This is a genomic window from Actinomadura sp., assembly GCF_044508335.1.
Taxonomy (GTDB): domain Bacteria; phylum Actinomycetota; class Actinomycetes; order Streptosporangiales; family Streptosporangiaceae; genus Spirillospora.
The window spans coordinates 1-20,263 of sequence record NZ_JBIQHY010000123.1 but is presented as its reverse complement, the minus strand read 5'-3'; the positions used below and the strand labels follow the sequence as shown (position 1 = coordinate 20,263).

Sequence of the window (20,263 nt, the reverse complement as noted above, 5' to 3'; positions counted from 1 at the left end):
CCCGGCCACCAGGAACGACAGCAGCGAGGCGCTCATCCAGGTCTGCGGGACGAAGTGCAGCGCGTCCCGGACGTCCCGCCAGAACCCCGCCCAGTGCCGCACCGTGCCCGGGTTGATCAGCTGGTAGACGACGAACCCCGCCGCCCACGCCGCGATCATCCCCCACCGCGACGGCGCCCGCCGCGACACGTCCCACCCGTCCAGCCGCGCCGCGGCCTCCGCCTCGGACGGCGCACCGCCGCCCTCGCCGGGCTCGGCGGACGAGCGGTGGCGCCGGCCCAGGAAGAAGTCGGCGGCGAGGACGCCCAGCATCGGGACGAAGACCGAGCCGATCAGGGTCAGGAAGCCCGCGTAGTCGCCGATGTCCAGGACCAGCGCGAGGACGGTGATGCCGGTCCCGAGCGCGACGCTCAGCACCCGGCGGTCGGCGCGCGGGAACAGGTTCTGGATCGAGACGGCGGTGGAGTAGGTGTCGGCGAACGACTGATCCGCCTCCCGCAGCACGAAGACCGCGAAGAACACCACGCCGAGCGTCGGGCCGAGGAAGGGGTCGAACACCCTGCCGCTGTCGCCCGCGACCAGCGCGAGCGCCAGCAGGCCGAGGACGTAGGCGATGATCTGCGTGGCGGAGTAGCCGACGGACGCCGCGCCGAACGCCGCCCGTTCCGTCCGGGAGTGCCGGGTGTAGTCGGCGGCGACCGGGACCCACGAGATCGACACGGCGAGCGCCGCGTCGGCGCCGATCCAGAAGCCGCCCCACGAGCCCTCCGTCAGGTCGGGCAGCGGCTGCCGGACGAGCTCCACGTAGAAGTAGACGAGCGCGATCGCCACCGCGACCGTCACGTAGCGGCGCAGCAGCCGCACCGAGCCGAGCGGCCACACCGTCAGCACGGTGGTGATCGCCCCGGCGGCGACCACGTAGCCCCAGCGCGGCACGCCGTCCCACAGCTCGCGGGCCGCGTCCGCGATGACGATCAGTTCGAACGTCCCCCAGCCGATGAGCTGCGCGATGTTCAGGACCGTCGGCGCGTACGACAGCCGCGCGCCGAACAGGCCGCGCAGCAGCACCATCGCGGGCTGGCCGGTGCGGGCGCCCGGGACCGCGGCGAGGCCGAGCATGAGCCCGCCGATGACCGTCCCGACGGCCATCGCGACGATGCCCGCCATGATGGAGATGGTCGGCGCGCCGTCGTCGTCCGGCGCGAGGACGGTGTAGGCGCCGGAGAAGGCGAGGAGGCTGACGCCCAGGTTGGCCCAGAACGCGCTCTGGTCCCAGAACCCGAGGACCTTGGGGGCGGGTTCGTCGAGGGTGAAGGGGGCCTCGTTGGCCTCAGGGCGCTTTTCGACGTCGGACGTCACGGGACACACGCTCCCTACGCCGGCATTACCCGGACAGGTTCATGCGGTCGGCGACGCCTTGCAGGCCGCCCTCTCAGCCCGGCTCTCGGCCCGAGCTCCCGCGGTTATCGGTCGGAGCCGATCGTACAACCGCCCGTCAACTACCAAAAGGGGTGATCACGCCACATACGGCGGGCCGCCGCCCGCGCCCTCCATGGGGCGCCCGGCCTCGACCCAGCCCTTCATCCCGCCGTCGACGTTCCGCGCCAGCCAGCCCGCCTGGTTGAGCGCCACCGTGACCTGCGCCGACCGCACGCCGGACCGGCAGATCACGTACACCTCCCGGTCGCGCGGGATCTCGCCGGCGCGGTCGCTCAGCTGCCGCATGGGGATGTGGACCGCCTCGGGCGCATGGCCCGCGTCCCACTCGTCCTGTTCGCGGACGTCCAGCAGGTAGCCGTCCTGCGGGACGTCGGCCGCGCCCACCGCCGGCACGTCTTCCCCGAAATTCATCACACCCCCAATTCATCACACCCCCATGGAACCGCGCGAACCCGCCCTGCGTCGAATCACGCATGCGGTATCGGACGCTCCTCTTCGCAGCGCCCGGGCTGGCCATGCTCCTGACCTTGGCCGCCTGCGGCGACGAACAAGCCAACGGAGACCCCGCCGAAGCGCCGTCCGGCACGACGTCCGTACAGCCCTCCGGCACCCCGGGAGACTCCCTCACCATCAAGGTCAAGGCCTCCGCGGAGGCCCCCGCCAAGACCTGGACGCTGACCTGCGATCCCCCTGGCGGTACCCATCCGAAGGCCGCCGACGCATGCGCGGCCCTGACCAAGGCCAAGGAACCCTTCAAGCCCGTCCCGAAGGACCAGATGTGCACCGACATCTACGGCGGTCCCGAGATCGCCACGGTGCGGGGCACCTGGCGGGGCGAAAAGATCGACGCCAAGTTCACCCGCGGGGACGGCTGCCAGCTCCACCGCTGGACCAAGGTCGCCCCCCTCTTCGGCAACGTCCCGAAGGTCCGCTGACGAAGGTCCGCTGACGAACGAGCCTTCCCCGTTCCGGCTCGGTTCACCACCACAGGCCCCGGCCCTCGCCGGGGCCTGTCCTGTCCGCGGGGACTCGCCCGGACGAGTCAGTCGTCATGGGCCGCGGGGTCGACATGAGCGAGCGCGCGGTCCCGGGTGGGGCCGCGCGCTCGCCGGAAGCGGGTCAGCTCAGGGTCGGGGCCTTTTGCCGGCCGGTCTCGGCGGTCGCCGGGACGGCGGCGGCCGGGGCGGCCGCCAGGGGCTTGAAGCGGCGCAGCCGGAGGCTGTTGCTGACCACGAAGACCGAGGAGAACGCCATGGCACCGCCGGCGATCATCGGGGTGAGCAGGCCGGACGCCGCGAGCGGCAGGGCCGCCACGTTGTAGGCGAACGCCCAGAACAGGTTGCCCTTGATCGTGCCGAGCGTGCGGCGCGACAGCCGGATCGCGTCGGCCGCGGCCCGCAGGTCGCCGCGGACCAGCGTCAGGTCGGACGCCTCGATCGCCACGTCCGTCCCGGTGCCCATCGCGAGGCCCAGGTCGGCCTGGGCGAGCGCCGCGGCGTCGTTGACCCCGTCGCCCACCATCGCCACGGTCCGCCCCTCGGACTGGAGGCGCTTGACGACGTCCACCTTGTCCTGGGGCAGGACCTCGGCGATGACCTCGCCGATCCCGACCGCCTCCGCGACCGTGCGGGCGACGGTCTCGTTGTCGCCGGTCAGCAGGACCGGGCGCAGGCCGAGGGCCTTCAGCTGCGCGATCGCCTCGGCGGAGGTCGGCTTGACCTGGTCCGCGACGGTGATCACCGCGCGGGCGGCGCCGTCCCAGCCGACCGCGACGGCCGTGCGGCCGAGCGCCTGCGCCTCCTCCATCGCGCGCTCCAGGCCGGGCGTGAGGTGCTGCGACCACTCGGCCAGGAGCTGCGGACGCCCCGCGAGGACGCCGTGCCCGTCCACGATCCCCTGGACGCCGAGGCCCTCGACGTTCGCGAAGTCCTCGACCGCGCCGAGCTCGCCGACCCGGTCCACGGCGCCCTTGGCGATCGCCTGCGCGATCGGGTGCTCGGACGCGTTCTCCAGCGCCCCCGCCAGCCGCAGCACGTCGGCCTCGGAGACGCCGTCGGCCGTGACGACGTCCACCAGCGCCATCTTCCCGGTGGTGACGGTGCCGGTCTTGTCCAGGACGACGGTGTCGATCGCGCGGGTCGACTCCAGGACCTCGGGGCCCTTGATCAGGATGCCGAGCTGCGCGCCGCGCCCGGTCCCGACCATGAGAGCGGTCGGGGTGGCGAGGCCGAGCGCGCACGGGCAGGCGATGATCAGCACGGCGACGGCGGCGGTGAACGCGCCGGCGAGGGGCTCGCCGGTGCCGATCCAGAAGCCGAGCGTGCCGACCGCCAGCGCGATCACGATCGGGACGAAGATCCCGGAGATGCGGTCGGCGAGCCGCTGCACCTGCGCCTTGCCGGTCTGCGCCTCCTCCACCAGCCGCGCCATCTGGGCGAGCTGGGTGTCGGCGCCGACGCGGGTCGCGCGCACCAGGAGGCGGCCGCCCGCGTTCACGGTCGCGCCGACGACGGCGTCGCCCGGCCCGACCTCGACCGGGACGGACTCGCCGGTCAGCATGGACGCGTCCACGGCGGACGAGCCCTCCTCGACCGTCCCGTCCGTGGCGATCTTCTCGCCGGGGCGGACGACGAACACGTCCCCGACCGCCAGGCGGTCGACCGGGATGCGCTCCTCGCGCCCGTTGCGGACGACCGAGACCTCCTTGGCGCCCAGCTCCAGCAGGGCGCGCAGCGCGGCGCCGGCGCGGCGCTTGGACCGCGTCTCGAAGTAGCGTCCGGCCAGGATGAACATGGTCACGCCGGCCGCGGCCTCGAGGTAGATGTTCATCGACCCGTCCGAGCGGGTCATGGAGAACTCGAAGCCGTGCTTGACGCCCAGCTCGCCCGCGGTGCCGAAGAACAGCGCCCACAGCGACCAGCCGAACGCGGCGAGCGTGCCGAGCGAGATCAGCGTGTCCATCGTCGCGGCGCCGTGCCGCAGGTTGATCGCCGCGGCCCGGTGGAACGGCCAGCCCGCGTACACGACGACCGGTGCGGCGAGCGTCAGCGACAGCCACTGCCAGCCCTCGAACTGGATCGCCGGGATCATCGCCATCGCGATGACCGGGACCGACAGGACGACCGACGTGATCAGCCGCTGGCGCAGCGGGCGCAGGCCGTCGTCCGGCTCGGGCTCCTGCGCCGGGCCGCCGCCGGCCGCGGGGGCGGCCGGGAGCGCGGCGGTGTAGCCGGCCTGCTCGACGGTGGCGACCAGGTCCTCCGGGGCGACGCCGGGGGCGAACTCGACGCTGGCCTTCTCGGTGGCGTAGTTGACGGTCGCGGTCACGCCGTCCATCTTGTTGAGCTTCCGCTCGATGCGGTTGGCGCACGACGCGCACGTCATCCCGCCGATCGCCAGCTCGACACGCCCGGACTCGGTGTCCGTGCTCATCGCTCTCCTCCTCTGCCTCGATCGTGCGGAACTCAGTGGGTGTGCGGCCGGTCGTCGTGCGCGGGCTCCTCCGCCGGTACCCCGGCATCGCCCGCGTGCACGGTGAACTCGGCGGTGCGGACCTTGCCGCCGTGCTTGAAGTCCAGGTACAGGCGGTATGCGCCGGCACTCGGAGCCTCGGCGGAGAACGTGATGCCGGGACCGGGCTTGGTCACGCCGTCGCCGGGCTTGCCGTCCGGGTGGACGTGGAGGTAGGCGAGGTCGCCCTGCCGCAGCGCGACCAGGTGCCCGTACGCCTCAAGATACGGCTGCAGGTCGGTGACCGGCTCGCCGCCCTTGCTGACCGTGAGGGTGAGCTCGGTGGACTTGCCGGGACGGAGGCCGCCGGTGAGCTTCACCTCGTACCCGTCCACCTTCGCGACCTGCGCGGGCTTCGGCAGCGGGGTGCGCCGCATGGTGCCCGGGGCGAAGACGTCGGTGCCGAGCGTGAGCTGGCGCGCCGCGCCGTCCGGCTGGATGTCGGTGAAGAACCGGTACACGCCGGGCTCGGGCAGCTCGATCGGGACGGTCCAGACGCCTCCCCCGATCTCGGTCGGGTGCAGGTGCTGGAAGCCGGATAGGTCGCGCTGCGCGACGATCAGGTGCAGCCGCTTGCCGTGCAGGGGCTTGAAGCCGGTGACGGGCTTGCCGTCCGGGCCGTCGATGGTGAAGCGGAAGTCGGTCTTCTTGCCGGGGGTCACGGTCGCCGTGCGCGGGGTCAGCGTGTAGCCGTCCTCCGACACCTGGAGGCCGCCGGGGGCGTGCGACGCGGCGCCTCCGCCGTGCCCGCCGCCGTGCCCGCCTTCGTCGCCGCCGTGCCCGCCGCCGGTGCCGCCCTCATGGGACGCCATCTCCGCCGTGCCGCCGACGGGGCCGGCCGCCTTGCCGATCCCGGCGGCGCCGCCGAAGACGACCGCCAGGCCCAGGGCGTACGCGCCGACCTTGGTCGCGCTGTTCATGCCGATTCACTCCACTCGGGTGCGTCCGGGCGCGCCCCCGGCCCGGGGGCGCGCACCGGTCATGACTGCAGCTGGTATCCGGCCTCTTCGACGGCGTCCTTGACCTTGGCGTCGTCGACGGGCGTGTCGCTGGTGACGGTGACCCTGCCGGTCTCCAGGTCGACGTCCACGGCGGTCACGCCGGGGATCTGCTCGACCTCCTCGGTGACCGAGCTCACGCAGTGGCCGCAGGTCATCCCGGTGACGGTGTAGGTGGCGGTGCTCATCGGCGTCTCCTTCGCTATTACCCCTGGGGGGTATCTGACATCCCTCATGCTGTCATAACCGAACGCTCCTGGCAACCGGTACCCCCTACGGGTTATTTCGAGATTCCGGTCACATGCCCTCCCCAGGGTTTTCCACAGGCGTCCACAGCCCTGTGGACGAACCCCCGCCCGGTTCGCCGATACTGGGTGGCATGCCTGAGCTACCTGAGGTGGAGGCGCTGGCGGGGTTCCTGCGCGAGCGCGCGGTCGGCCATGCCGTCGCCCGCGTCGATGTTCTCGCCATCTCCGCGCTGAAGACGTACGACCCGCCGGTGACCGCGCTCGGCGGGCTCACCGTCACCGGCGCGTCCCGGCACGGCAAGTTCCTCGACCTGGACGTCGACGGGCTGCACCTCGTGATCCACCTCGCCCGCGCGGGCTGGCTGCGCTGGCGGGACGAGATCCCGGCCAAGCCCGTCCGGCCCGGGGGCAAGAACCCGCTCGCGGTGCGCGTCCACCTGGACGACGGCTCCGGCTTCGACCTCACCGAGGCCGGCACGAAGAAGGGCCTCGCGGTGTACGTCGTCCGCGACCCGGCGGACGTGCCCGGCGTCGCGTCCCTCGGCCCCGACCCGCTGGACGACGCCTTCACGGCCGACGCGCTGGGCGCGATCCTGAACGGCAAGCGCACCCGGATCAAGGGGCTGCTGCGCGACCAGAAGGTCATCGCCGGCATCGGGAACGCCTACTCCGACGAGGTCCTGCACGCGGCGAAGATGTCCCCGTTCAAGATTGCGGCGACGCTGACCGGGGAGGACGTCGCCGTCCTGCACGAGGCGATCGTCACCACGCTCCGGGACGCCGTGGAGCGCTCGCGCGGCCTCGAAGCCCAGGACCTCAAGGGCGAGAAGAAGACCGGGCTCCGCGTGCACGGCAAGACCGGCCAGAAATGCCCGGTCTGCGGCGACACGATCCGCGAGGTCTCCTTCGCCGACTCGGCGCTCCAGTACTGCGCCACCTGCCAGACCGGGGGCAAGCCTCTCGCGGACCGCCGCATGTCCCGGCTGCTGAAGTGAACGGGCCCGGCTGAATCCGGCCGCTCCGCCGGGACGCGGCGCGCGGGCGGCGTATCGTGTCGCGAGCAACCCCGGTGATCGCCGCGCTCAGGAGCCGCCATGGGATACCCCCCGCCCCCACCCGCCGGACCCGGATACGGTCCGCCGCACCCGGGCTACGGCGCTCCCCGGCCGGGCCACGCGCCCGCTCCGCCCGCGTCGCCCTACGCGCCCCAGCCGGGCTACGGGTACCCGCCGCAACCTCAGCAGGGCGGCTACCCCGCGCAGCAGCCCGGCTACCCGCCCCAGCAGCCCGGTTACGCGCCGCCCCAGCCGGGCGGATACCTGCCGCAGCAGCCGCAGGCCCCCCAGCAGCAGGGGTTCCCCGACCTGTACGGCGCGCCGCTCCTCGTCTACGACCAGCCGGCGCAGTTCTTCTCGACCGAGGCCAACTACACGATCTGGAGCCCGCAGGGGCAGCCCGCCGCCTACGTCCGGGAAGAGGGCGTGAGCGGCGCGAAGAAGGCGTTCCGGGTGCTCAACCAGGCCAGCCAGACCAAGGCCGAGCGCAAGCTGACGATCTACCGCCCCGACGGGATGCCGTACTTCCTCTTCTACAAGCCGTACGGCTTCATGGGCACGCCGCAGATGCAGGTGCTCACCCCGCAGGGAGGGCTCATCGGGCACCTGCGCAAGCGGGCGCTGCGCGGCTGGGAGATCCTCACCGCGCAGGAGCAGCAGATCGGCTACTACGAGCTGCTGAGCGGCCGCATCACCGACTGGCAGCAGCAGGAGCTCGCCCGCATCCAGCGCGGCTTCGACGGCTACGGCGAGTTCCTGGCGCAGATGTTCACCGGCGCCGACCGCTACGTCCTGCAGATGCGCGTCCAGCCGCCGGAGCCGATGCGCACCCTGATCCTGGCGTGCCCGCTGGCCTTCGACACCGCCGTCTCCCAGAACCGCAGCATCGGCGGCTGGATCTGAGGCACGCCGCCCTGCGGCGCCGCGGCAGACCGCGCTGCCGGGAGGCCGGCGGCACCCCGGGTCAGGGGCGGAGGGCGGCGAGGAGCGGGGCGAGGGACGGGTCCTTCGCGGCGTCGTCGAGGGCCTCAGTGAGCGTGTCGGCGTAGGTCGGGGCGGCCTTCCGCTGGACGGCGCGGCCCTCATCGGTGATGACGGTGTAGACGCCGCGGCGGTCCTTGGGGCACATGTCGCGGCGGGTGAGGCCGGCGGCTTCCAGCCGGGCGACGAGGCGGCTGACGGAGCTCTGGTTCAGGCCGATGAGGTCGGCGAGTTCCTGCATGCGCAGCTCGCCGTCGGCGGCGCGGGACAGGCGGCACAGCGCGCGGAACTCCGAGAGGCCGATGCCGTGCCGGCTCTGCAGCGCCTTGGCGAGCCGGTGCTCGACGCGCGCGTGCAGGGTCACGACGCCGTCCCAGAGCCGGCCGTCCGCCGTGACCGGGGCCGTTTCGTCCACGCTCATCCCGCACCCCGCCTTCCTGGTTGACACCAGCTTACATGCAGTGCCAATATCTGCATGCACATACAATTCATGCATGTACATGCAAACGGAGTCGCCATGATCGAACGCATCGCCACCGCCCCCGACTGGTACGAGCCGTACCGGATCTCGCAGGCGATCCGGGCCGGCGGGTTCATCCACGTGTCCGGCCAGGCCGGCATCGACGAGCACGGGCGGACGGTGCCCGGCGGCTTCCTCGACCAGGGGCGCCGGGCGTTCCAGAACGTCGAGCGGGTGCTGGCCGCGGCGGGCGCCGGCCTGTCCGACATCGTGAAGATCGGCATCTTCGTCCGGGACATGGCCGCCGACCTCGACGACGTCATCCGGCTCCGCGAGGAGTTCCTCAGCGAGCCCTACCCCGCCGACACGCTGCTCGAAGTGAGCTCCCTGGCCCGGCCCGACTGGCGGATCGAGGTCGAGGCCGTCGCGATCGACAGGGGTGCGCGATGACCCGCCCGACGCTGCTGACGCCCTATGAGGGCCCGCACCTCGCGCTGCCCAACCGGGTCGTGATGGCGCCGATGACCCGCGGGCGCGCCGACGACGCGACCGGCGTCCCGCACCCGCTGACCGCCGTCTACTACGCGCAGCGCGCGGCGGCCGGGCTGATCGTCACCGAGGGGCTGTGGCCGCACGTCCTCGGCAAGGGCGGCCCGGGCATCCCCGGCCTGGTCAGCGACGCGCAGGTCGCCGGGTGGCGCGAGGTCACCGAGGCCGTGCACGCGGCCGGCGGGCGGATCTTCGCGCAGCTCTGGCACGTGGGACGGATGACGCACCCGCTCAACCTGCCGGGCCGGGCGACGCCCCTCGCGCCGTCCGCCGTCCGCATCGAGGGCGAGCCGATCTACACGAGCCGGGGCGACGTCGAGCATGTCACGCCGCGCGCCATGACGACCGCCGAGGCGGAGGCGGCCGTCGCCGACTTCGCCGCCGCGGCCCGCAACGCGATCCGCGCCGGGTTCGACGGCGTGGAGGTGCACGGCGCGAACGGCTACCTCATCCAGCAGTTCCTCGCGGAGAACACCAACCGGCGCACCGACCGGTACGGCGGCTCCCGCAACGGGCGGCTGCGGTTCGCGCTGGACGCGGTGGAGGCCGTGGCGGCCGAGGTGGGCGCCGGACGCGTCGGGCTGCGCATCTCCCCGCACAACCCGGAGAACGAGATCGCCGAAGAGGACCCGCAGGGCACCTACCGGACGCTCGTCGACACCCTGGATCCGCTCGGCCTCGCCTACCTCCACGTCATCGAGCGGGGCGCCTACGGGGCGCTGGCCGACCTGCGCCCGCGCTGGTCGGGCACCCTGATCGGCAACTTCAACGGCCCCGACCCCACGACTCAGAAGTCCGGCGAGGTGGTGGTCGCCGCCGGCCTGGCCGACGCCTTCTCGTTCGGCCGCTACTTCATCGCCAACCCCGACCTGCCGCACCGCTTCGCCACCGGCGCGCCCCTGGCCAGGCCGATCGAGAGCCTCATCTACGGCGGCGGCGCCGAAGGCTACACCGACTACCCGGCGGCTCCCGTCCCCACGGCGTAGCCCCCGGCACCCTGCTACAGGGCGCCCTGCTACAGGGGGACGTCCCAGAAGGCCAGTTCGTGGCGCATGCCTTCCAGGAAGAGGCGTTCGGCGGTCTTCTCGTCGGCGCCGCACTCGTCGATCATCTGCGCGATGCGGCGGGTCAGCGCGGCGAAGGCCGGGTCGGCGTAGGTGTCGACCCAGCGGCGGTAGCGCGGGTCGGACGGCGGGTTCTCGGCGAGGCGCTGCCCGAGCGTGGAGTAGCCCCACATGCAGGGGTAGAGGGCGGCGAGCCCCTCGGAGTAGACGGCGGCGGCGTCCAGGAGGAAGGACGTGTAGGCGACGCAGGCGGGGCCCTTCTTGGCGCCCTCCAGGTCGGCGTCGAACTCGGCGGACAGGGAGCGGTGCAGCTCCATCTCGTCGTGGAAGGTCGAGTGGGCGAGGTCGACGAGGTCGCCCAGGTGGGCGTCGGGGGCCTGCCAGGCGAGGCGGGAGAACACGCGCACGTAGTCGTGCAGGTAGAGGTAGTCCTGTTCGAGCCAGGAGCGGAACACGGCCTCGTCGAGGGTTCCTTGGGCGATGCCCGCCACCGTGGGGTGGGCGAGCTGCTCGTCGATCAGCGGTCGGCCGAGGTCTTCCAGGTGCGCGGCAAGGCTCATGCCCGCCAGTGTGCCGCAGAGCCCGTCCGCCCCAGAAACGACCAGACCCCGCCGGTCGCCCGGCGGGGTCGAGTCTTGCGGCCGATGTGCGGGTCGCCTCTCGGCGAAAGGCACAACACGGCTCCAGCCGGACGGTATTCCGTGAAGGCAAAAGGTGAGGCCCGGGGACACCAGGCACACCGGCCGTCACGTGTAACCGACGGGTCCCCGGTATTGTTCCCGCGGCTCCGCGAAGGTTCCGGTGCGCCGGATCGTGTGCCATCCCAGGCGCGACCCCAGCAGCGCCGTGACCACCGACTGGACGACCACCAGGTACATGAGCTGCCGGTAGACGAACTGCTGGAGCGGCAGCACCCACAGGGGGCGGAGGCGCTCGCCGTCCAGCCACAGGGCGTAGGCGCCGGCGGCGGCCTGCGCGGCGACGAACGCCGTCCAGGTGAGGACGGGCACGGCGGGGTCCAGGAAGACCAGCCCGAAGAGGGCGAACAGGTCGACCGCGGGGGCGAACAGGGGAAGGAGCACCTGGAAGACCGCCAGGTAGGGCAGGCAGCGGCGCCCGAAGCGGCCCGAGCCGCCGGTCTCGATGACGGAACGGCGGTGCTTCCACATCGCCTGCATCGTCCCGTAGCACCAGCGGTACCGCTGCCTCCAGAGCTGGCGCAGGGACGACGGCGTCTCCGTCCAGGCGATGGCCTTCTCCTCGTAGACCACCCGCGCGCCGGTGCGGCAGATGGCCATGGTGAGGTCGGTGTCCTCGGCCAGGGTGTCGCCTGGCACGAACCCCACCTCGGCCAGGACGGACTTCCGGAACGCACCGATCGCGCCGGGCACGGTCGGCATGCACTGCAGGATGTCGAACATCCGCCGGTCGAGGTTGAACCCGATGACGTACTCGATGTGCTGCCAGCGCCCGAGGATGCCGCCCCGGTTCGCGACCTTGGTGTTGCCGCTGACCGCACCGACCGACGGGTCCATGAACGGCGCGACGAGGTGCCGGATGGTGTCGCGCTGGAAGACGGTGTCGCCGTCCACCAGCACGACGATCTCGGACCTGGCCACGAACAGGCCGGCGTTGAGCGCGCTCGGCTTGCCGCCGTTCGCCTTGCGGATCAGGTGGACGCCCGGCAGGCCGATGGTCTCGACGATCGCGGCGGTGCTGTCGGTGGAGCCGTCGTCCACCACGATCACCTCGACGGCGCCCGGGTAGTCGGTGTCGAGCAGCGACGCGATCGTCGCGGCGATGCCCGCCTCCTCGTTGTACGCGGGGACGATCACCGACACGGGCGGGAACGGGTCGGGCGGCAGCTCCCCGAACCGCGTCATCTCCGGCATCACCGGCGGACCCGGGCGGCGGACCCGGCGCATGTGCACGTGCGCGAACACCAGCAGCAGCATCAGCCGGAGCACGTACAGGATCCCGGCGACCGCGAACGCGGCGCCCATCGTCCCGGTGAGCGCGGACGCGGCGCGCTGCGCGGCGACCAGCGTCCAGCCGACGGCCTTCTCGTGCAGGGGCACCGGCACCTCGGCCGGCGGCAGGCCGAGCGCCCGCGTCAGCGTGGTGAACCGGTACCCGCGCGGCTGGAGCCGGTCGATGATCTGCTCGACGGCGGCGACGGTCTGCGCCCGGTCGCCGCCCGAGTCGTGCAGCATCACGACCGCGCCCTCGCCGCGCCGCTCCGCGGCCAGCGCCGTCCGGACGATCTTCGCGGTGCCGGGCCGCGCCCAGTCCTCGGTGTCCCGGTCGGTGAGGACGATCAGGTACCCGTCCCGGCCGACCCGCTCGGCCGCCCGCCACTCCGGCGCGGTCAGGCCGTCGGGGCGGGACGAGTACGGCATCCGCATCAGCCGGGTGTGGACGCCGGCCGCGCCGGCGAGCGCCCGCTGCGTGAGGTCCGTCTCCAGCCGTCCCCGCCACGCGGGCGCGGCGGCGAGGTCGACGTGCGTGTAGGTGTGCGAGCCGATCTCGTGGCCCTCGCGGAGGATGCGCCGGGTCAGCGCCGGGTTCTGCGCCACGTGCGCGCCGACGGCGAAGAACGTGGCATGGGCGTTGTGGCGGCGCAGGACGTCCAGGATCCGCGGCGTCCATTCGGGGTCGGGTCCGTCGTCGAACGTGAGCGCGATCGTCTTGGGCGGCATGCGGCGGCTGCGCGGCGTGCCGCCCGCGAGGTTGAGCACGGGCCCGCCGGAGAGGACCTGCGCCGGAGCCGGCACGGGACGCTCCGGCACGTCCCTGCGGGCCTCGCCGACGGCGCCGTGCGCGAAGCCGTCCAGCAGCAGGAGGACGGTCAGCGCCAGCCCGCCGAGCATGAGCAGAACCCAGTGGCCCCGCGGCTCACTCCGCCGCACGGTCAGTGGTTCTTCTTGTTGTTGTTGCGCCCCCAGGCGGGCGGGCTCGCCTGGGACTTGCCCGGATGGCTCGGGGTGGCGACGGCCGTCGGCGCGGGATGCGGCGCGGAGGAGGCCGTCACGGGCGCTCTGGACGGGGCCGGGTTCCCGGCCCCCTCGGTGGGCCGCGGCCCGGCGGCGGGCGGCTCGGTCGCCTTCGTCGGCTTGACCTGGGGGTGGCTCACTTTCACGCGCGGATGGGCGGACGGTTCGCTCCACGGGGTCAGCGGAACATCGGTGCCCGTCGTCATGCCGAGGCCGAGCGCGGCGAGGAACACGAGGAGGAGCGAGCCGGCGAGCAGGCCCAGGCGGCGCCCGAGCCGCGCCCGCCAGCCGGACGCGTCGACGAACACGGGCGCCGCCGCTTTCGTCGGGCTCGTGTCGGGGGCCGGCTCCGTCGAGGTGTCCGGCAGCGGATCCATCAGCGGCTCCGCGACCGGCTGAATGCCGGTGACGAGGAGTTCGTCCCGGTCGTGCGGGGAATTGCCGATCATGATCGTCCAGTATTCGAGGCGGGGAGTGGACGTCCCGGCGACGCGGGTGTCAATCGTTCAGCGCGAACCCGCCGGTACATGTCACACCGGGGGGAGAAGTTCTGCACAATGGCGCGGTGGACGAGGGCGAACTCGATCGTGCGCTGCGTGCGGCGCAGGACGGCGACGAGGAGTCCTTCCGCATGCTGTACCGCGACGTCCAGCCCCGGCTGATCAGGTTCGCGGGCGCGCTCGTCGGCGCGGACGCCGAGGACGTCACCTCGGAGGCGTGGCTGCAGATCGCCCGCGACCTGCGCTCGTTCCGCGGCGACCTCGACGGGTTCCGCGGCTGGACCGCGACGATCACCCGGCACCGCGCCCTGGACCACCTGCGCCGCAAGTCCCGCCGCCCCGGCGCCGACCTGCCCGCCGAGGAACTGGTGACGATGGCCGCCGACGGCGACACCGAGCTGGACGCCCTCGACGGCATCGCCACCGAGAAGGCCCTGCGGCTGATCTCCGAACTTCCCCGCGACCAGGCCGAGGCGGTGCTGCTGCGCGTCGTCGTCGGGCTGGACGCCAAGTCGGCGGGCCGGGTCCTCGGCAAGCGCTCGGGCGCCGTCCGCACCGCCGCCTACCGCGGCCTGCGCCGCCTCGCCGACCGGCTGTCGGACGCCGGGGCCGCCCGGCCGCTCGTCCAGGGTGACAAAAGCGGCGGTAGCGGCGCTGAGGGGGTGTCATGAGCGACAACACCGAGGCCGGAGGGCTCGACCGGCGCACCGCCGAGCGGCTGCTCGCCGGTGCGGGCGGGCACGACGACCTGCACGCACTGCTCGGCGCCGCCGCAGCGCCCGGCCGCCCGGCGGAACTCGCGGGCGAGGACGCCGCCGCGGCCGCGTTCCGCGCCGCCCCCGCCGCGGCCCGCACGTCCCGGCCGGCCGTCGTGCGCCGGTTCCTGACCGCCAAGGCCATCGCGGTGATCGGCGGCTCGATCCTGCTGCTGAGCGGCGGCGTCGCCTACGCGACCGGGCACTTCCCCGGCCAGAGCCCGGCGCCCGCGCCGTCCCCGTCGCATTCCGAGCACGGCGGAGACGGCCGCGACAGCGCGCCGGCGACGCAGTACACGCCGTCGCCGCTGCCCTCCGCGCCGTCGCCCTCCTCGTCCGCGTCGGCGGAGAAGAACCAGCATGGCAAGTCGAGCGCGCCGGGCCAGCAGAAGGCGAAGAGCCCGAACCCGCACAGCACCAGCGCGCCGCCCCGGGGCCCCGGTAACAACAACGGCGGCGGCCGGGCCGGCAACAACGGCATCGGCGGCGGTAGCGGCCAGGGGACCGGCAGCGGCATCGACAACGGCTCACCGCCCGGCCAGAACTCGGGCCGAGGCGCCGGAAACGGAAACGTCAAGCCCGGATAGCAGGTCGCGGCCGGGCTCGCCGCACACCGCGACCGGCGCCCCGCCCACCGCGGCCCAGCTGACCGCCGCCCGCGCAGAACTCGCGGCCTGGCTCCCGCAGGAGTTCCCGGCGGGCTGGCAAGGCCGCTACGGGGTGATGTGGCGGAGGGCCTCGGTGTCGGTCAGCGAGCGGTAGTAGCAGGTCGGGCGGGCCTCACCGGACGGGAGTTCGGTGTGGCAGGCGCCGCCGGTGGTGCGGTTGACCAGGTAGAGGAGGGAGTTCTGCTCGCAGTTGACGCGGACGTCGACCAGTTCGAGGACGTCCCCGGAGGTCGCGCCCTTGCGCCACAGCTCGTTGCGGGACGTCGACCACAGCACGGCGATCCGCTCGTCCAGCGTGGCCTTGAGTGCCTGGTCGTTCGCGTAGCCGATGAACAGGACGTCGCCGCTGGCCGCGTCCTGCAGGACGACGGGGACGACCCGCGCGCCGGTCGCCGCGACGCCGGCGAGCTTGTCGAAGTCCAGAGTGAGCCGGGTGCCTTCTTCGAGTTCGTTCACCCCGCCATCCTGCCCGGTCGGGCAGGCGGCTCGACCACGTGACACCCGGACGACGCGGGCCGGGCCACTACCCGGCCCCCCGCCGCTCGTCCCGCTCCCGGAGGATCGCGCCCGTGGCCTCATCTGCGGGGAGGAAGGCTTCGAGGCGCAATTCGGCGAGCGTGACATCGACGGCGGTCGCGAAGGATGTGAGCATGCTGATGAGGCGCAGCTCACCTTCCTTCACGCGCAGGCGCAGAGGCACGGAGAAACCGAGATGGCCGTCCGGTGAGCCCACATCGGGCAGATAGCCGTCCAGTTCGGCGATGAACTCCTCCAGCCGCGGATCGGGGCTCCGGGCAAGCCGGTCGCGCAGGCTGCCGGTGACGTGGCGTCCCCACTCAGCAAGATTGCCGATCCGGCGCCCCATTCCATCGGGGTGCAGCGCGAGGCGCAGCACGTTGACCGGCGGCTTCAGCAGTTCGGGTGCGGCCCCTTCGGCGATGACGTCGAAAGCCGGGTTGGCGGCGACCAGTTCCCCGTAGGGCCGGACGATGACGGCCGGGTACGGCAGATGCCCGTCGAGGATGCGCTCCAGCGCTTCGCGCACCGGGCCGAGTTCGGGGCCGTCCAACCTCGACTCGGCATAGACGGGCGCGTACCCGGCGGAGAGCAGCAGCTCGTTCCGCTCCCGCAGCGAAAGGCCGAGCGATTCCGCGAGCCGCACGACCATGGCGCGCCCCGGCCGCGACCGCCCCCGTTCGAGGAAGCTCAGGTGCCGCTGGGTCGTGTCCGCCCTGATGGCGAGATCGAGCTGGCTGACGCGCCGCCGCGTCCGCCAGCGTCGCAGCTCGCGGGCGAACTGTCCGGGCTCCGCCTGCACCGTCATACCGCCATTCAAACGGGTCGCGCACCGCGCCGCGATTCCCTGCGGGGAATCGCGGAGCCGCGCACCGGGCGCGCACACTGCCCGGCATGAGCCACGAATCCGATGCGAAACGACTGACCGACCGATACGTCGCCCAGTGGAACGAGCCCGACCCGGCGGCGCGGAGCGCGCTGATCCGGGAGCTGTGGGCACCCGGCGCGCTGCACGTGCTCGTCAACCCGCCGGAGGCGATCCGGGACGCCGCCGCGGCGCTCGCCGTCCCGGCGCCGCCGCTGGAGGTCCGCGGGTACGACGCCCTTGAGGCGCGGATCACCAGGGCCTACGAGATGTTCGTCGCGCCGGGCGAGCACGTCTTCACGGCCGCCGCCGACCCGGCCGTCCTGGCGGCGAACGTGGTCGCCGTCCCCTGGTCGATGGTGACGGCCGGCGCACGCGAGCCCGTCGGGGGCGGTGTCGACGTCCTCTACCTGGACGCCGAGGGCCGCATCCGGACAGACCACCAGTTCGTCGGCTGATCCGCGGGGGCCGTGGGGCGCGGCTACGCGGCCAGGATGGACTGGACGGTGGCGATCACGACCCGGCCGGTCTCCTCGGGCTTGAGGCGGCCGGCGCGGGTCTCCTCCGCGGCGCCGTGCAGGACGTACTGCACGACGCTGACCAGCCACGCGATCGGCATGTCGGTGCGGAAGGCGCCCTCTTCCTGGCCCCGCCGGACGAGGTCCTCGACGCGCTGCGCCGGCCCGGCGTGCATCTCCCGGATGCGTCCGGCGGGAAGGACGCCCTGGGCCGCCGCCAGGAGCGCGGTCGACTCCGCCACCAGCGACCAGCTCGATTCGAGCAACCGGGTCAGCACCTCCTGCGCGGGCCCGGTGAGGTCGACCTCCGACAGCACCTCCTCGCCGGCGCGGAGCGCGTCGGCCATGGCCGCCTCGATCAGCTCCTTCCGGTTGCGGAAGTGGCCGTAGAGGGTCATGCGCCCGACGCCGGCCGCCTTGGCGATGTCGTCGATGCTCGCGTTCGGATCGCGGCTGAGGCATTCGCGGGCCGCGGACACGATGCGGGCGATGCTGCGCTCCGCGTCCGCGCGCCGGCGCCGGCCGGTTGAGGCGGTCGTCATGCAGGCATCCTAACTCGTACACCCTCATACGTGTTACTCTCCAATAAGTCGTATGCACCTGTACGAGTTAAGGAGAGTGCAATGACATCACCGGCACCCGCGCACCCGCTGCGCTGGCGCATCCTGGGCCTCCTCGGGGTGGCCCAGCTCATGCTGATCCTCGACGTCACCGTGGTCGCCATCGCGCTGCCGCACATCGAGACCGATCTGGGCCTGAGCCGCCAGGCGGTGACCTGGACCGTCAGCGCCTACACCCTGGCGTTCGGCGGCCTCATGCTGCTGGGCGGGCGCACCGCCGACCTGATCGGAGCCAAACGCGTCGTCCTCGCCGGCCTGCTGATCTTCACGGCGGCGTCCCTGGTCACCGGGCTGGCCGGATCGGCCGGCATGCTGCTGGGCGGCCGCGTCGCCCAGGGAGTGGGCGCGGCGATGCTGTCACCCGCTGCGCTGTCCCTGGTCGTGAGCCTGTTCGACGGCGACGAGCGGAACAGGGCGCTCGGCGTGTGGTCGGCGCTCGGCGGCGGCGGCGCCGCCCTCGGCGTCCTGCTCGGCGGCGCGCTGACCGCGGGCCCCGGCTGGCCCTGGGTGTTCTACGTCAACGTCCCCATCGGGCTCGTGATCATCTTGGCGCTCGCCCGGATGCTGCCGCGCCAGCAGGCGGCCAAGCCCCGGCCGCGGCTGGACGTCCTCGGGGCGCTCCTGGTCACCGCCTCGTCCGGCGCCCTGATCTACGCGCTGATCCGCGCCGGCGACGACGGCTGGCTGACTGCCGCGACCGGCTGGCTGGTCCTGCTCGCCGCGACCGGCTACCTGGCGTTCACGGTCAGGCAGAAGACCGCCGTGTCCCCCATGATGGACGTCTCGCTGCTGGTGCGGCGCCCGGTGGCGACTGGCACCTTCCTGATCCTGATGGCGACCGCCCTGATGATCGCGGTGTTCTTCCTGGGCACGTTCTACTTCCAGCACGGGAAGGACTACGGCGCCCTGCGCACCGGCCTGCTGTTCCTGCCCGTCGCGGTCGCGACGATGTTCGGCGCGAACCTCACCGGCCGGATGATCGCCAGGTCGGGCCCGCGCCCCCCGGCCGTGGCGGGCCTCCTGGCGGCCGCCGCCGGCATGGCCCTGCCCGCGCTCTCGCTGCACCCGCTGAACGTCGTGATCGGCACGGCGGTCGCGGGCGCCGGGACCGGCGCGATGTTCGTCGTCGCCTCCGCCACGGCGCTCGGGCAGGTGGCGCCGCACGAATCCGGCATCGCGTCCGGGATCGTCAGCACGTTCCACGAGTTCGGCGCGTCCCTCGGCGCCGCGGTGATCTCCAGCGTCGCCGCGGCGAGCCTGACGGGCGACACCTTCGACGGGTTCACCGACGGTTTCGTGCTGGCCGCGGTCGCCGCCGCCGTCGGCGCCCTCGCGGCCGCCGCCCTCACCCCGCCGCGCGACCGCCCGGCACGCGCCGCAAGTCCCGGCACCTGACCCATGTCGCACGCCGATATCGTCCGAGTCACGCCGTCCGAGGAAGGTGCCCCGATGATCGTCAGACCGGCCGAGCCCGCCGACCTGCCGACGCTCGCGCCGCTGTGGCGGGCGGCGTGGCTCGACGGGCACACCGGCCACGTCCCCGCCGCGCTGATGGACGCGCGCGGCCCCGACCACTTCGCCGCCCACATCGAGAGGTACGCCGGCTCCACCCTCGTCGCCGCGGACGCCGGCGGCCGGATCCTCGGCCTGATCATCCTCGGTGACGACGACGGCGAGGTGATCCAGCTCGCCGTAGACAGGGCGGCCCGAGGCCAAGGCGCGGGCGGCGCTCTCCTGCAAGCGGCCGAAGACCGGTTCCGGGGCCGGCACGCCCAGACGTGGCTGGCGGTGGTCCCCGGGAACACGCGCGCCCGCCGCTTCTACGAATTCCACGGCTGGCGCGACACGGGCCTCATGACCTACCAGGCCCCGACCGCGACCGGCACGGTGGACGTCCCCGTCCACCGCTACGTCAAAGATCTGGAGGCCAAGCCGGACTGAGACGCCGCGATCGGACACTGTGATCATGACCGTCCTGGAAACGGAACGCCTGACCCTCCGCCCCCTCACCGGCGACGATTTCGACGACTACGCCGCGATGATGGCCGACCCCCAGGTGGCGGAGGGCCTGGCCGACCCGGTCGGCTCTTCCCCGGCCGACGCCTGGCGCAGCCTGGCCCTTTTCATCGGGCACCGCGAAATCCGCGGCTACTCCCACTGGGCGGTGGTCGAGCGGGCGACGGGCCGTTTCGTCGGACGCGCGGGCCCCTGGAAACCGCACGACTTCCCGGGCCTCGGCGTCGGCTGGTGCCTGGCCCGCGAGCACCGGGGCAAGGGCTACGCCACCGAAGCCGCCCGCGCCGCCGTCGCCTACTGCTTCACCACCTTGGGCGCCGACGAGGTCATCTCAGTCATCCGCCCGGGGAACACGTGCTCCATCGCAGTGGCGCGACGGATAGGCCACCGCTTCCTACGCGAAACCGACTGCAAGAACGCCCCGGCCCTCATCTACGCCCAGCAACGGCCGGCCGCTGCTCGGTGAGCCGGGCGGTGGGCTGGTCAGTGGGTGTCGGTGGCGGCTCG

General features: G+C 73.0%; 23 protein-coding genes and 1 riboswitch. Of the genes, 11 read left to right on the top strand and 12 right to left on the bottom strand.

The window, feature by feature from the left end:
- Both ACIWVC_RS29110 and ACIWVC_RS29105 read right to left on the bottom strand, forming a co-directional pair.
- The coding region (locus ACIWVC_RS29110) for a purine-cytosine permease family protein (protein WP_396454822.1) at positions 1-1,359 on the bottom strand (1,359 nt) is incomplete at its 3' end.
- A riboswitch (TPP riboswitch) is annotated at positions 1,354-1,471 on the bottom strand. (Overlaps the previous gene by 6 nt.)
- 44 nt (positions 1,472-1,515) lie before the next feature.
- Positions 1,516-1,851, bottom strand: coding sequence for a rhodanese-like domain-containing protein (locus ACIWVC_RS29105; protein WP_396447427.1), 336 nt, complete (start codon positions 1,849-1,851; stop codon positions 1,516-1,518).
- A 62-nt stretch (positions 1,852-1,913) separates the two neighbouring features.
- Between ACIWVC_RS29105 and ACIWVC_RS29100 the strand changes: the two genes are divergently transcribed.
- Entirely contained in the window at positions 1,914-2,375 is a 462-nt protein-coding gene (locus tag ACIWVC_RS29100) for an SSI family serine proteinase inhibitor (RefSeq protein WP_396447428.1), read from the top strand.
- Between the two features lie 184 nt (positions 2,376-2,559).
- Here ACIWVC_RS29100 and ACIWVC_RS29095 read toward each other — a convergent pair whose 3' ends face one another.
- From ACIWVC_RS29095 to ACIWVC_RS29085, 3 genes are read right to left on the bottom strand one after another with little or no spacing between them, the layout of a single operon-like run.
- Complete coding sequence (locus ACIWVC_RS29095) at positions 2,560-4,872, bottom strand: heavy metal translocating P-type ATPase (RefSeq protein WP_396447429.1); 2,313 nt, start codon at positions 4,870-4,872, stop codon at positions 2,560-2,562.
- Between the two features lie 32 nt (positions 4,873-4,904).
- Complete coding sequence (locus ACIWVC_RS29090) at positions 4,905-5,870, bottom strand: hypothetical protein (RefSeq protein WP_396447430.1); 966 nt, start codon at positions 5,868-5,870, stop codon at positions 4,905-4,907.
- A 59-nt stretch (positions 5,871-5,929) separates the two neighbouring features.
- Complete coding sequence (locus tag ACIWVC_RS29085) at positions 5,930-6,136, bottom strand: heavy-metal-associated domain-containing protein (RefSeq protein WP_396447431.1); 207 nt, start codon at positions 6,134-6,136, stop codon at positions 5,930-5,932.
- Between the two features lie 191 nt (positions 6,137-6,327).
- Here ACIWVC_RS29085 and ACIWVC_RS29080 point away from each other — a divergent pair, with 191 nt between their 5' ends.
- On the top strand, positions 6,328-7,191 hold the full coding sequence (locus tag ACIWVC_RS29080; protein ID WP_396447432.1) for an Fpg/Nei family DNA glycosylase: 864 nt from the start codon (positions 6,328-6,330) through the stop codon (positions 7,189-7,191).
- Positions 7,192-7,290: 99 nt separating this feature from the next.
- Positions 7,291-8,154, top strand: a complete 864-nt coding sequence (locus ACIWVC_RS29075; protein WP_396454821.1) for a hypothetical protein — start codon at positions 7,291-7,293, stop codon at positions 8,152-8,154.
- Positions 8,155-8,215: 61 nt separating this feature from the next.
- On the opposite strand, the gene ACIWVC_RS29070 is transcribed toward ACIWVC_RS29075, so the two are convergent.
- Positions 8,216-8,653 (bottom strand): MarR family winged helix-turn-helix transcriptional regulator, encoded by a 438-nt coding sequence (locus ACIWVC_RS29070; RefSeq protein WP_396447434.1) that lies wholly within the window; start codon positions 8,651-8,653, stop codon positions 8,216-8,218.
- Between the two features lie 96 nt (positions 8,654-8,749).
- Here ACIWVC_RS29070 and ACIWVC_RS29065 point away from each other — a divergent pair, with 96 nt between their 5' ends.
- Both ACIWVC_RS29065 and ACIWVC_RS29060 read left to right on the top strand, forming a co-directional pair.
- Entirely contained in the window at positions 8,750-9,142 is a 393-nt protein-coding gene (locus ACIWVC_RS29065) for a RidA family protein (RefSeq protein WP_396447435.1), read from the top strand.
- On the top strand, positions 9,139-10,227 hold the full coding sequence (locus ACIWVC_RS29060; RefSeq protein WP_396447436.1) for an alkene reductase: 1,089 nt from the start codon (positions 9,139-9,141) through the stop codon (positions 10,225-10,227). Before ACIWVC_RS29065 ends, ACIWVC_RS29060 begins: the two co-directional genes overlap by 4 nt.
- A 29-nt stretch (positions 10,228-10,256) precedes the next feature.
- On the opposite strand, the gene ACIWVC_RS29055 is transcribed toward ACIWVC_RS29060, so the two are convergent.
- The 3 genes from ACIWVC_RS29055 to ACIWVC_RS29045 all read right to left on the bottom strand — a co-directional run bounded on the left by ACIWVC_RS29055 (position 10,257) and on the right by ACIWVC_RS29045 (position 13,747).
- Positions 10,257-10,865: a TenA family protein gene (locus ACIWVC_RS29055; protein WP_396447437.1), complete on the bottom strand. Its 609-nt coding sequence runs from the start codon at positions 10,863-10,865 to the stop codon at positions 10,257-10,259.
- 186 nt (positions 10,866-11,051) lie between these two features.
- Positions 11,052-13,214 (bottom strand): bifunctional polysaccharide deacetylase/glycosyltransferase family 2 protein, encoded by a 2,163-nt coding sequence (locus tag ACIWVC_RS29050; protein ID WP_396447438.1) that lies wholly within the window; start codon positions 13,212-13,214, stop codon positions 11,052-11,054.
- A gap of 2 nt (positions 13,215-13,216) precedes the next feature.
- Positions 13,217-13,747, bottom strand: a complete 531-nt coding sequence (locus ACIWVC_RS29045) for a hypothetical protein (RefSeq protein WP_396447439.1) — start codon at positions 13,745-13,747, stop codon at positions 13,217-13,219.
- Between the two features lie 116 nt (positions 13,748-13,863).
- Here ACIWVC_RS29045 and ACIWVC_RS29040 point away from each other — a divergent pair, with 116 nt between their 5' ends.
- Positions 13,864-14,469, top strand: a complete 606-nt coding sequence (locus ACIWVC_RS29040; protein ID WP_396447440.1) for an RNA polymerase sigma factor — start codon at positions 13,864-13,866, stop codon at positions 14,467-14,469.
- Entirely contained in the window at positions 14,466-15,140 is a 675-nt protein-coding gene (locus tag ACIWVC_RS29035) for a hypothetical protein (RefSeq protein WP_396447441.1), read from the top strand. The genes ACIWVC_RS29040 and ACIWVC_RS29035 overlap by 4 nt, the downstream gene beginning before the upstream one ends.
- Positions 15,141-15,266: 126 nt before the next feature.
- Here the strand turns inward: ACIWVC_RS29035 and ACIWVC_RS29030 are convergent, their stop codons facing one another.
- Entirely contained in the window at positions 15,267-15,677 is a 411-nt protein-coding gene (locus ACIWVC_RS29030) for a phosphoribosyl-AMP cyclohydrolase (RefSeq protein WP_396447442.1), read from the bottom strand.
- Between the two features lie 67 nt (positions 15,678-15,744).
- A complete protein-coding gene (locus ACIWVC_RS29025; protein WP_396447443.1) occupies positions 15,745-16,545 on the bottom strand; it encodes a helix-turn-helix domain-containing protein in 801 nt (266 codons plus the stop codon).
- Between the two features lie 86 nt (positions 16,546-16,631).
- Here ACIWVC_RS29025 and ACIWVC_RS29020 point away from each other — a divergent pair, with 86 nt between their 5' ends.
- Positions 16,632-17,060: a hypothetical protein gene (locus ACIWVC_RS29020; protein WP_396447444.1), complete on the top strand. Its 429-nt coding sequence runs from the start codon at positions 16,632-16,634 to the stop codon at positions 17,058-17,060.
- A gap of 23 nt (positions 17,061-17,083) precedes the next feature.
- Here ACIWVC_RS29020 and ACIWVC_RS29015 read toward each other — a convergent pair whose 3' ends face one another.
- Positions 17,084-17,662, bottom strand: a complete 579-nt coding sequence (locus ACIWVC_RS29015) for a TetR/AcrR family transcriptional regulator (RefSeq protein ID WP_396447445.1) — start codon at positions 17,660-17,662, stop codon at positions 17,084-17,086.
- An 81-nt stretch (positions 17,663-17,743) separates the two neighbouring features.
- Here ACIWVC_RS29015 and ACIWVC_RS29010 point away from each other — a divergent pair, with 81 nt between their 5' ends.
- The 3 genes from ACIWVC_RS29010 to ACIWVC_RS29000 are packed head-to-tail and all read left to right on the top strand — an operon-like array spanning position 17,744 to position 20,222.
- On the top strand, positions 17,744-19,135 hold the full coding sequence (locus ACIWVC_RS29010) for an MFS transporter (RefSeq protein WP_396447446.1): 1,392 nt from the start codon (positions 17,744-17,746) through the stop codon (positions 19,133-19,135).
- A gap of 54 nt (positions 19,136-19,189) precedes the next feature.
- Entirely contained in the window at positions 19,190-19,681 is a 492-nt protein-coding gene (locus ACIWVC_RS29005) for a GNAT family N-acetyltransferase (RefSeq protein ID WP_396447447.1), read from the top strand.
- Between the two features lie 25 nt (positions 19,682-19,706).
- Positions 19,707-20,222 (top strand): GNAT family N-acetyltransferase, encoded by a 516-nt coding sequence (locus tag ACIWVC_RS29000; RefSeq protein WP_396447448.1) that lies wholly within the window; start codon positions 19,707-19,709, stop codon positions 20,220-20,222.
- The last annotated feature ends 41 nt before the right edge of the window (positions 20,223-20,263 follow it).

Coding starts and splice junctions, on each gene's coding strand:
- ACIWVC_RS29105 (WP_396447427.1), bottom strand. CDS start 1,851: ATGAATTTCGGGGAAGACGTGCCGGCGGTGGGCGCGGCCGACGTCCCG.
- ACIWVC_RS29100 (WP_396447428.1), top strand. CDS start 1,914: ATGCGGTATCGGACGCTCCTCTTCGCAGCGCCCGGGCTGGCCATGCTC.
- ACIWVC_RS29095 (WP_396447429.1), bottom strand. CDS start 4,872: ATGAGCACGGACACCGAGTCCGGGCGTGTCGAGCTGGCGATCGGCGGG.
- ACIWVC_RS29090 (WP_396447430.1), bottom strand. CDS start 5,870: ATGAACAGCGCGACCAAGGTCGGCGCGTACGCCCTGGGCCTGGCGGTC.
- ACIWVC_RS29085 (WP_396447431.1), bottom strand. CDS start 6,136: ATGAGCACCGCCACCTACACCGTCACCGGGATGACCTGCGGCCACTGC.
- ACIWVC_RS29080 (WP_396447432.1), top strand. CDS start 6,328: ATGCCTGAGCTACCTGAGGTGGAGGCGCTGGCGGGGTTCCTGCGCGAG.
- ACIWVC_RS29075 (WP_396454821.1), top strand. CDS start 7,291: ATGGGATACCCCCCGCCCCCACCCGCCGGACCCGGATACGGTCCGCCG.
- ACIWVC_RS29070 (WP_396447434.1), bottom strand. CDS start 8,653: ATGAGCGTGGACGAAACGGCCCCGGTCACGGCGGACGGCCGGCTCTGG.
- ACIWVC_RS29065 (WP_396447435.1), top strand. CDS start 8,750: ATGATCGAACGCATCGCCACCGCCCCCGACTGGTACGAGCCGTACCGG.
- ACIWVC_RS29060 (WP_396447436.1), top strand. CDS start 9,139: ATGACCCGCCCGACGCTGCTGACGCCCTATGAGGGCCCGCACCTCGCG.
- ACIWVC_RS29055 (WP_396447437.1), bottom strand. CDS start 10,865: ATGAGCCTTGCCGCGCACCTGGAAGACCTCGGCCGACCGCTGATCGAC.
- ACIWVC_RS29045 (WP_396447439.1), bottom strand. CDS start 13,747: ATGATCGGCAATTCCCCGCACGACCGGGACGAACTCCTCGTCACCGGC.
- ACIWVC_RS29035 (WP_396447441.1), top strand. CDS start 14,466: ATGAGCGACAACACCGAGGCCGGAGGGCTCGACCGGCGCACCGCCGAG.
- ACIWVC_RS29025 (WP_396447443.1), bottom strand. CDS start 16,545: ATGACGGTGCAGGCGGAGCCCGGACAGTTCGCCCGCGAGCTGCGACGC.
- ACIWVC_RS29020 (WP_396447444.1), top strand. CDS start 16,632: ATGAGCCACGAATCCGATGCGAAACGACTGACCGACCGATACGTCGCC.
- ACIWVC_RS29015 (WP_396447445.1), bottom strand. CDS start 17,662: ATGACGACCGCCTCAACCGGCCGGCGCCGGCGCGCGGACGCGGAGCGC.
- ACIWVC_RS29010 (WP_396447446.1), top strand. CDS start 17,744: ATGACATCACCGGCACCCGCGCACCCGCTGCGCTGGCGCATCCTGGGC.
- ACIWVC_RS29005 (WP_396447447.1), top strand. CDS start 19,190: ATGATCGTCAGACCGGCCGAGCCCGCCGACCTGCCGACGCTCGCGCCG.
- ACIWVC_RS29000 (WP_396447448.1), top strand. CDS start 19,707: ATGACCGTCCTGGAAACGGAACGCCTGACCCTCCGCCCCCTCACCGGC.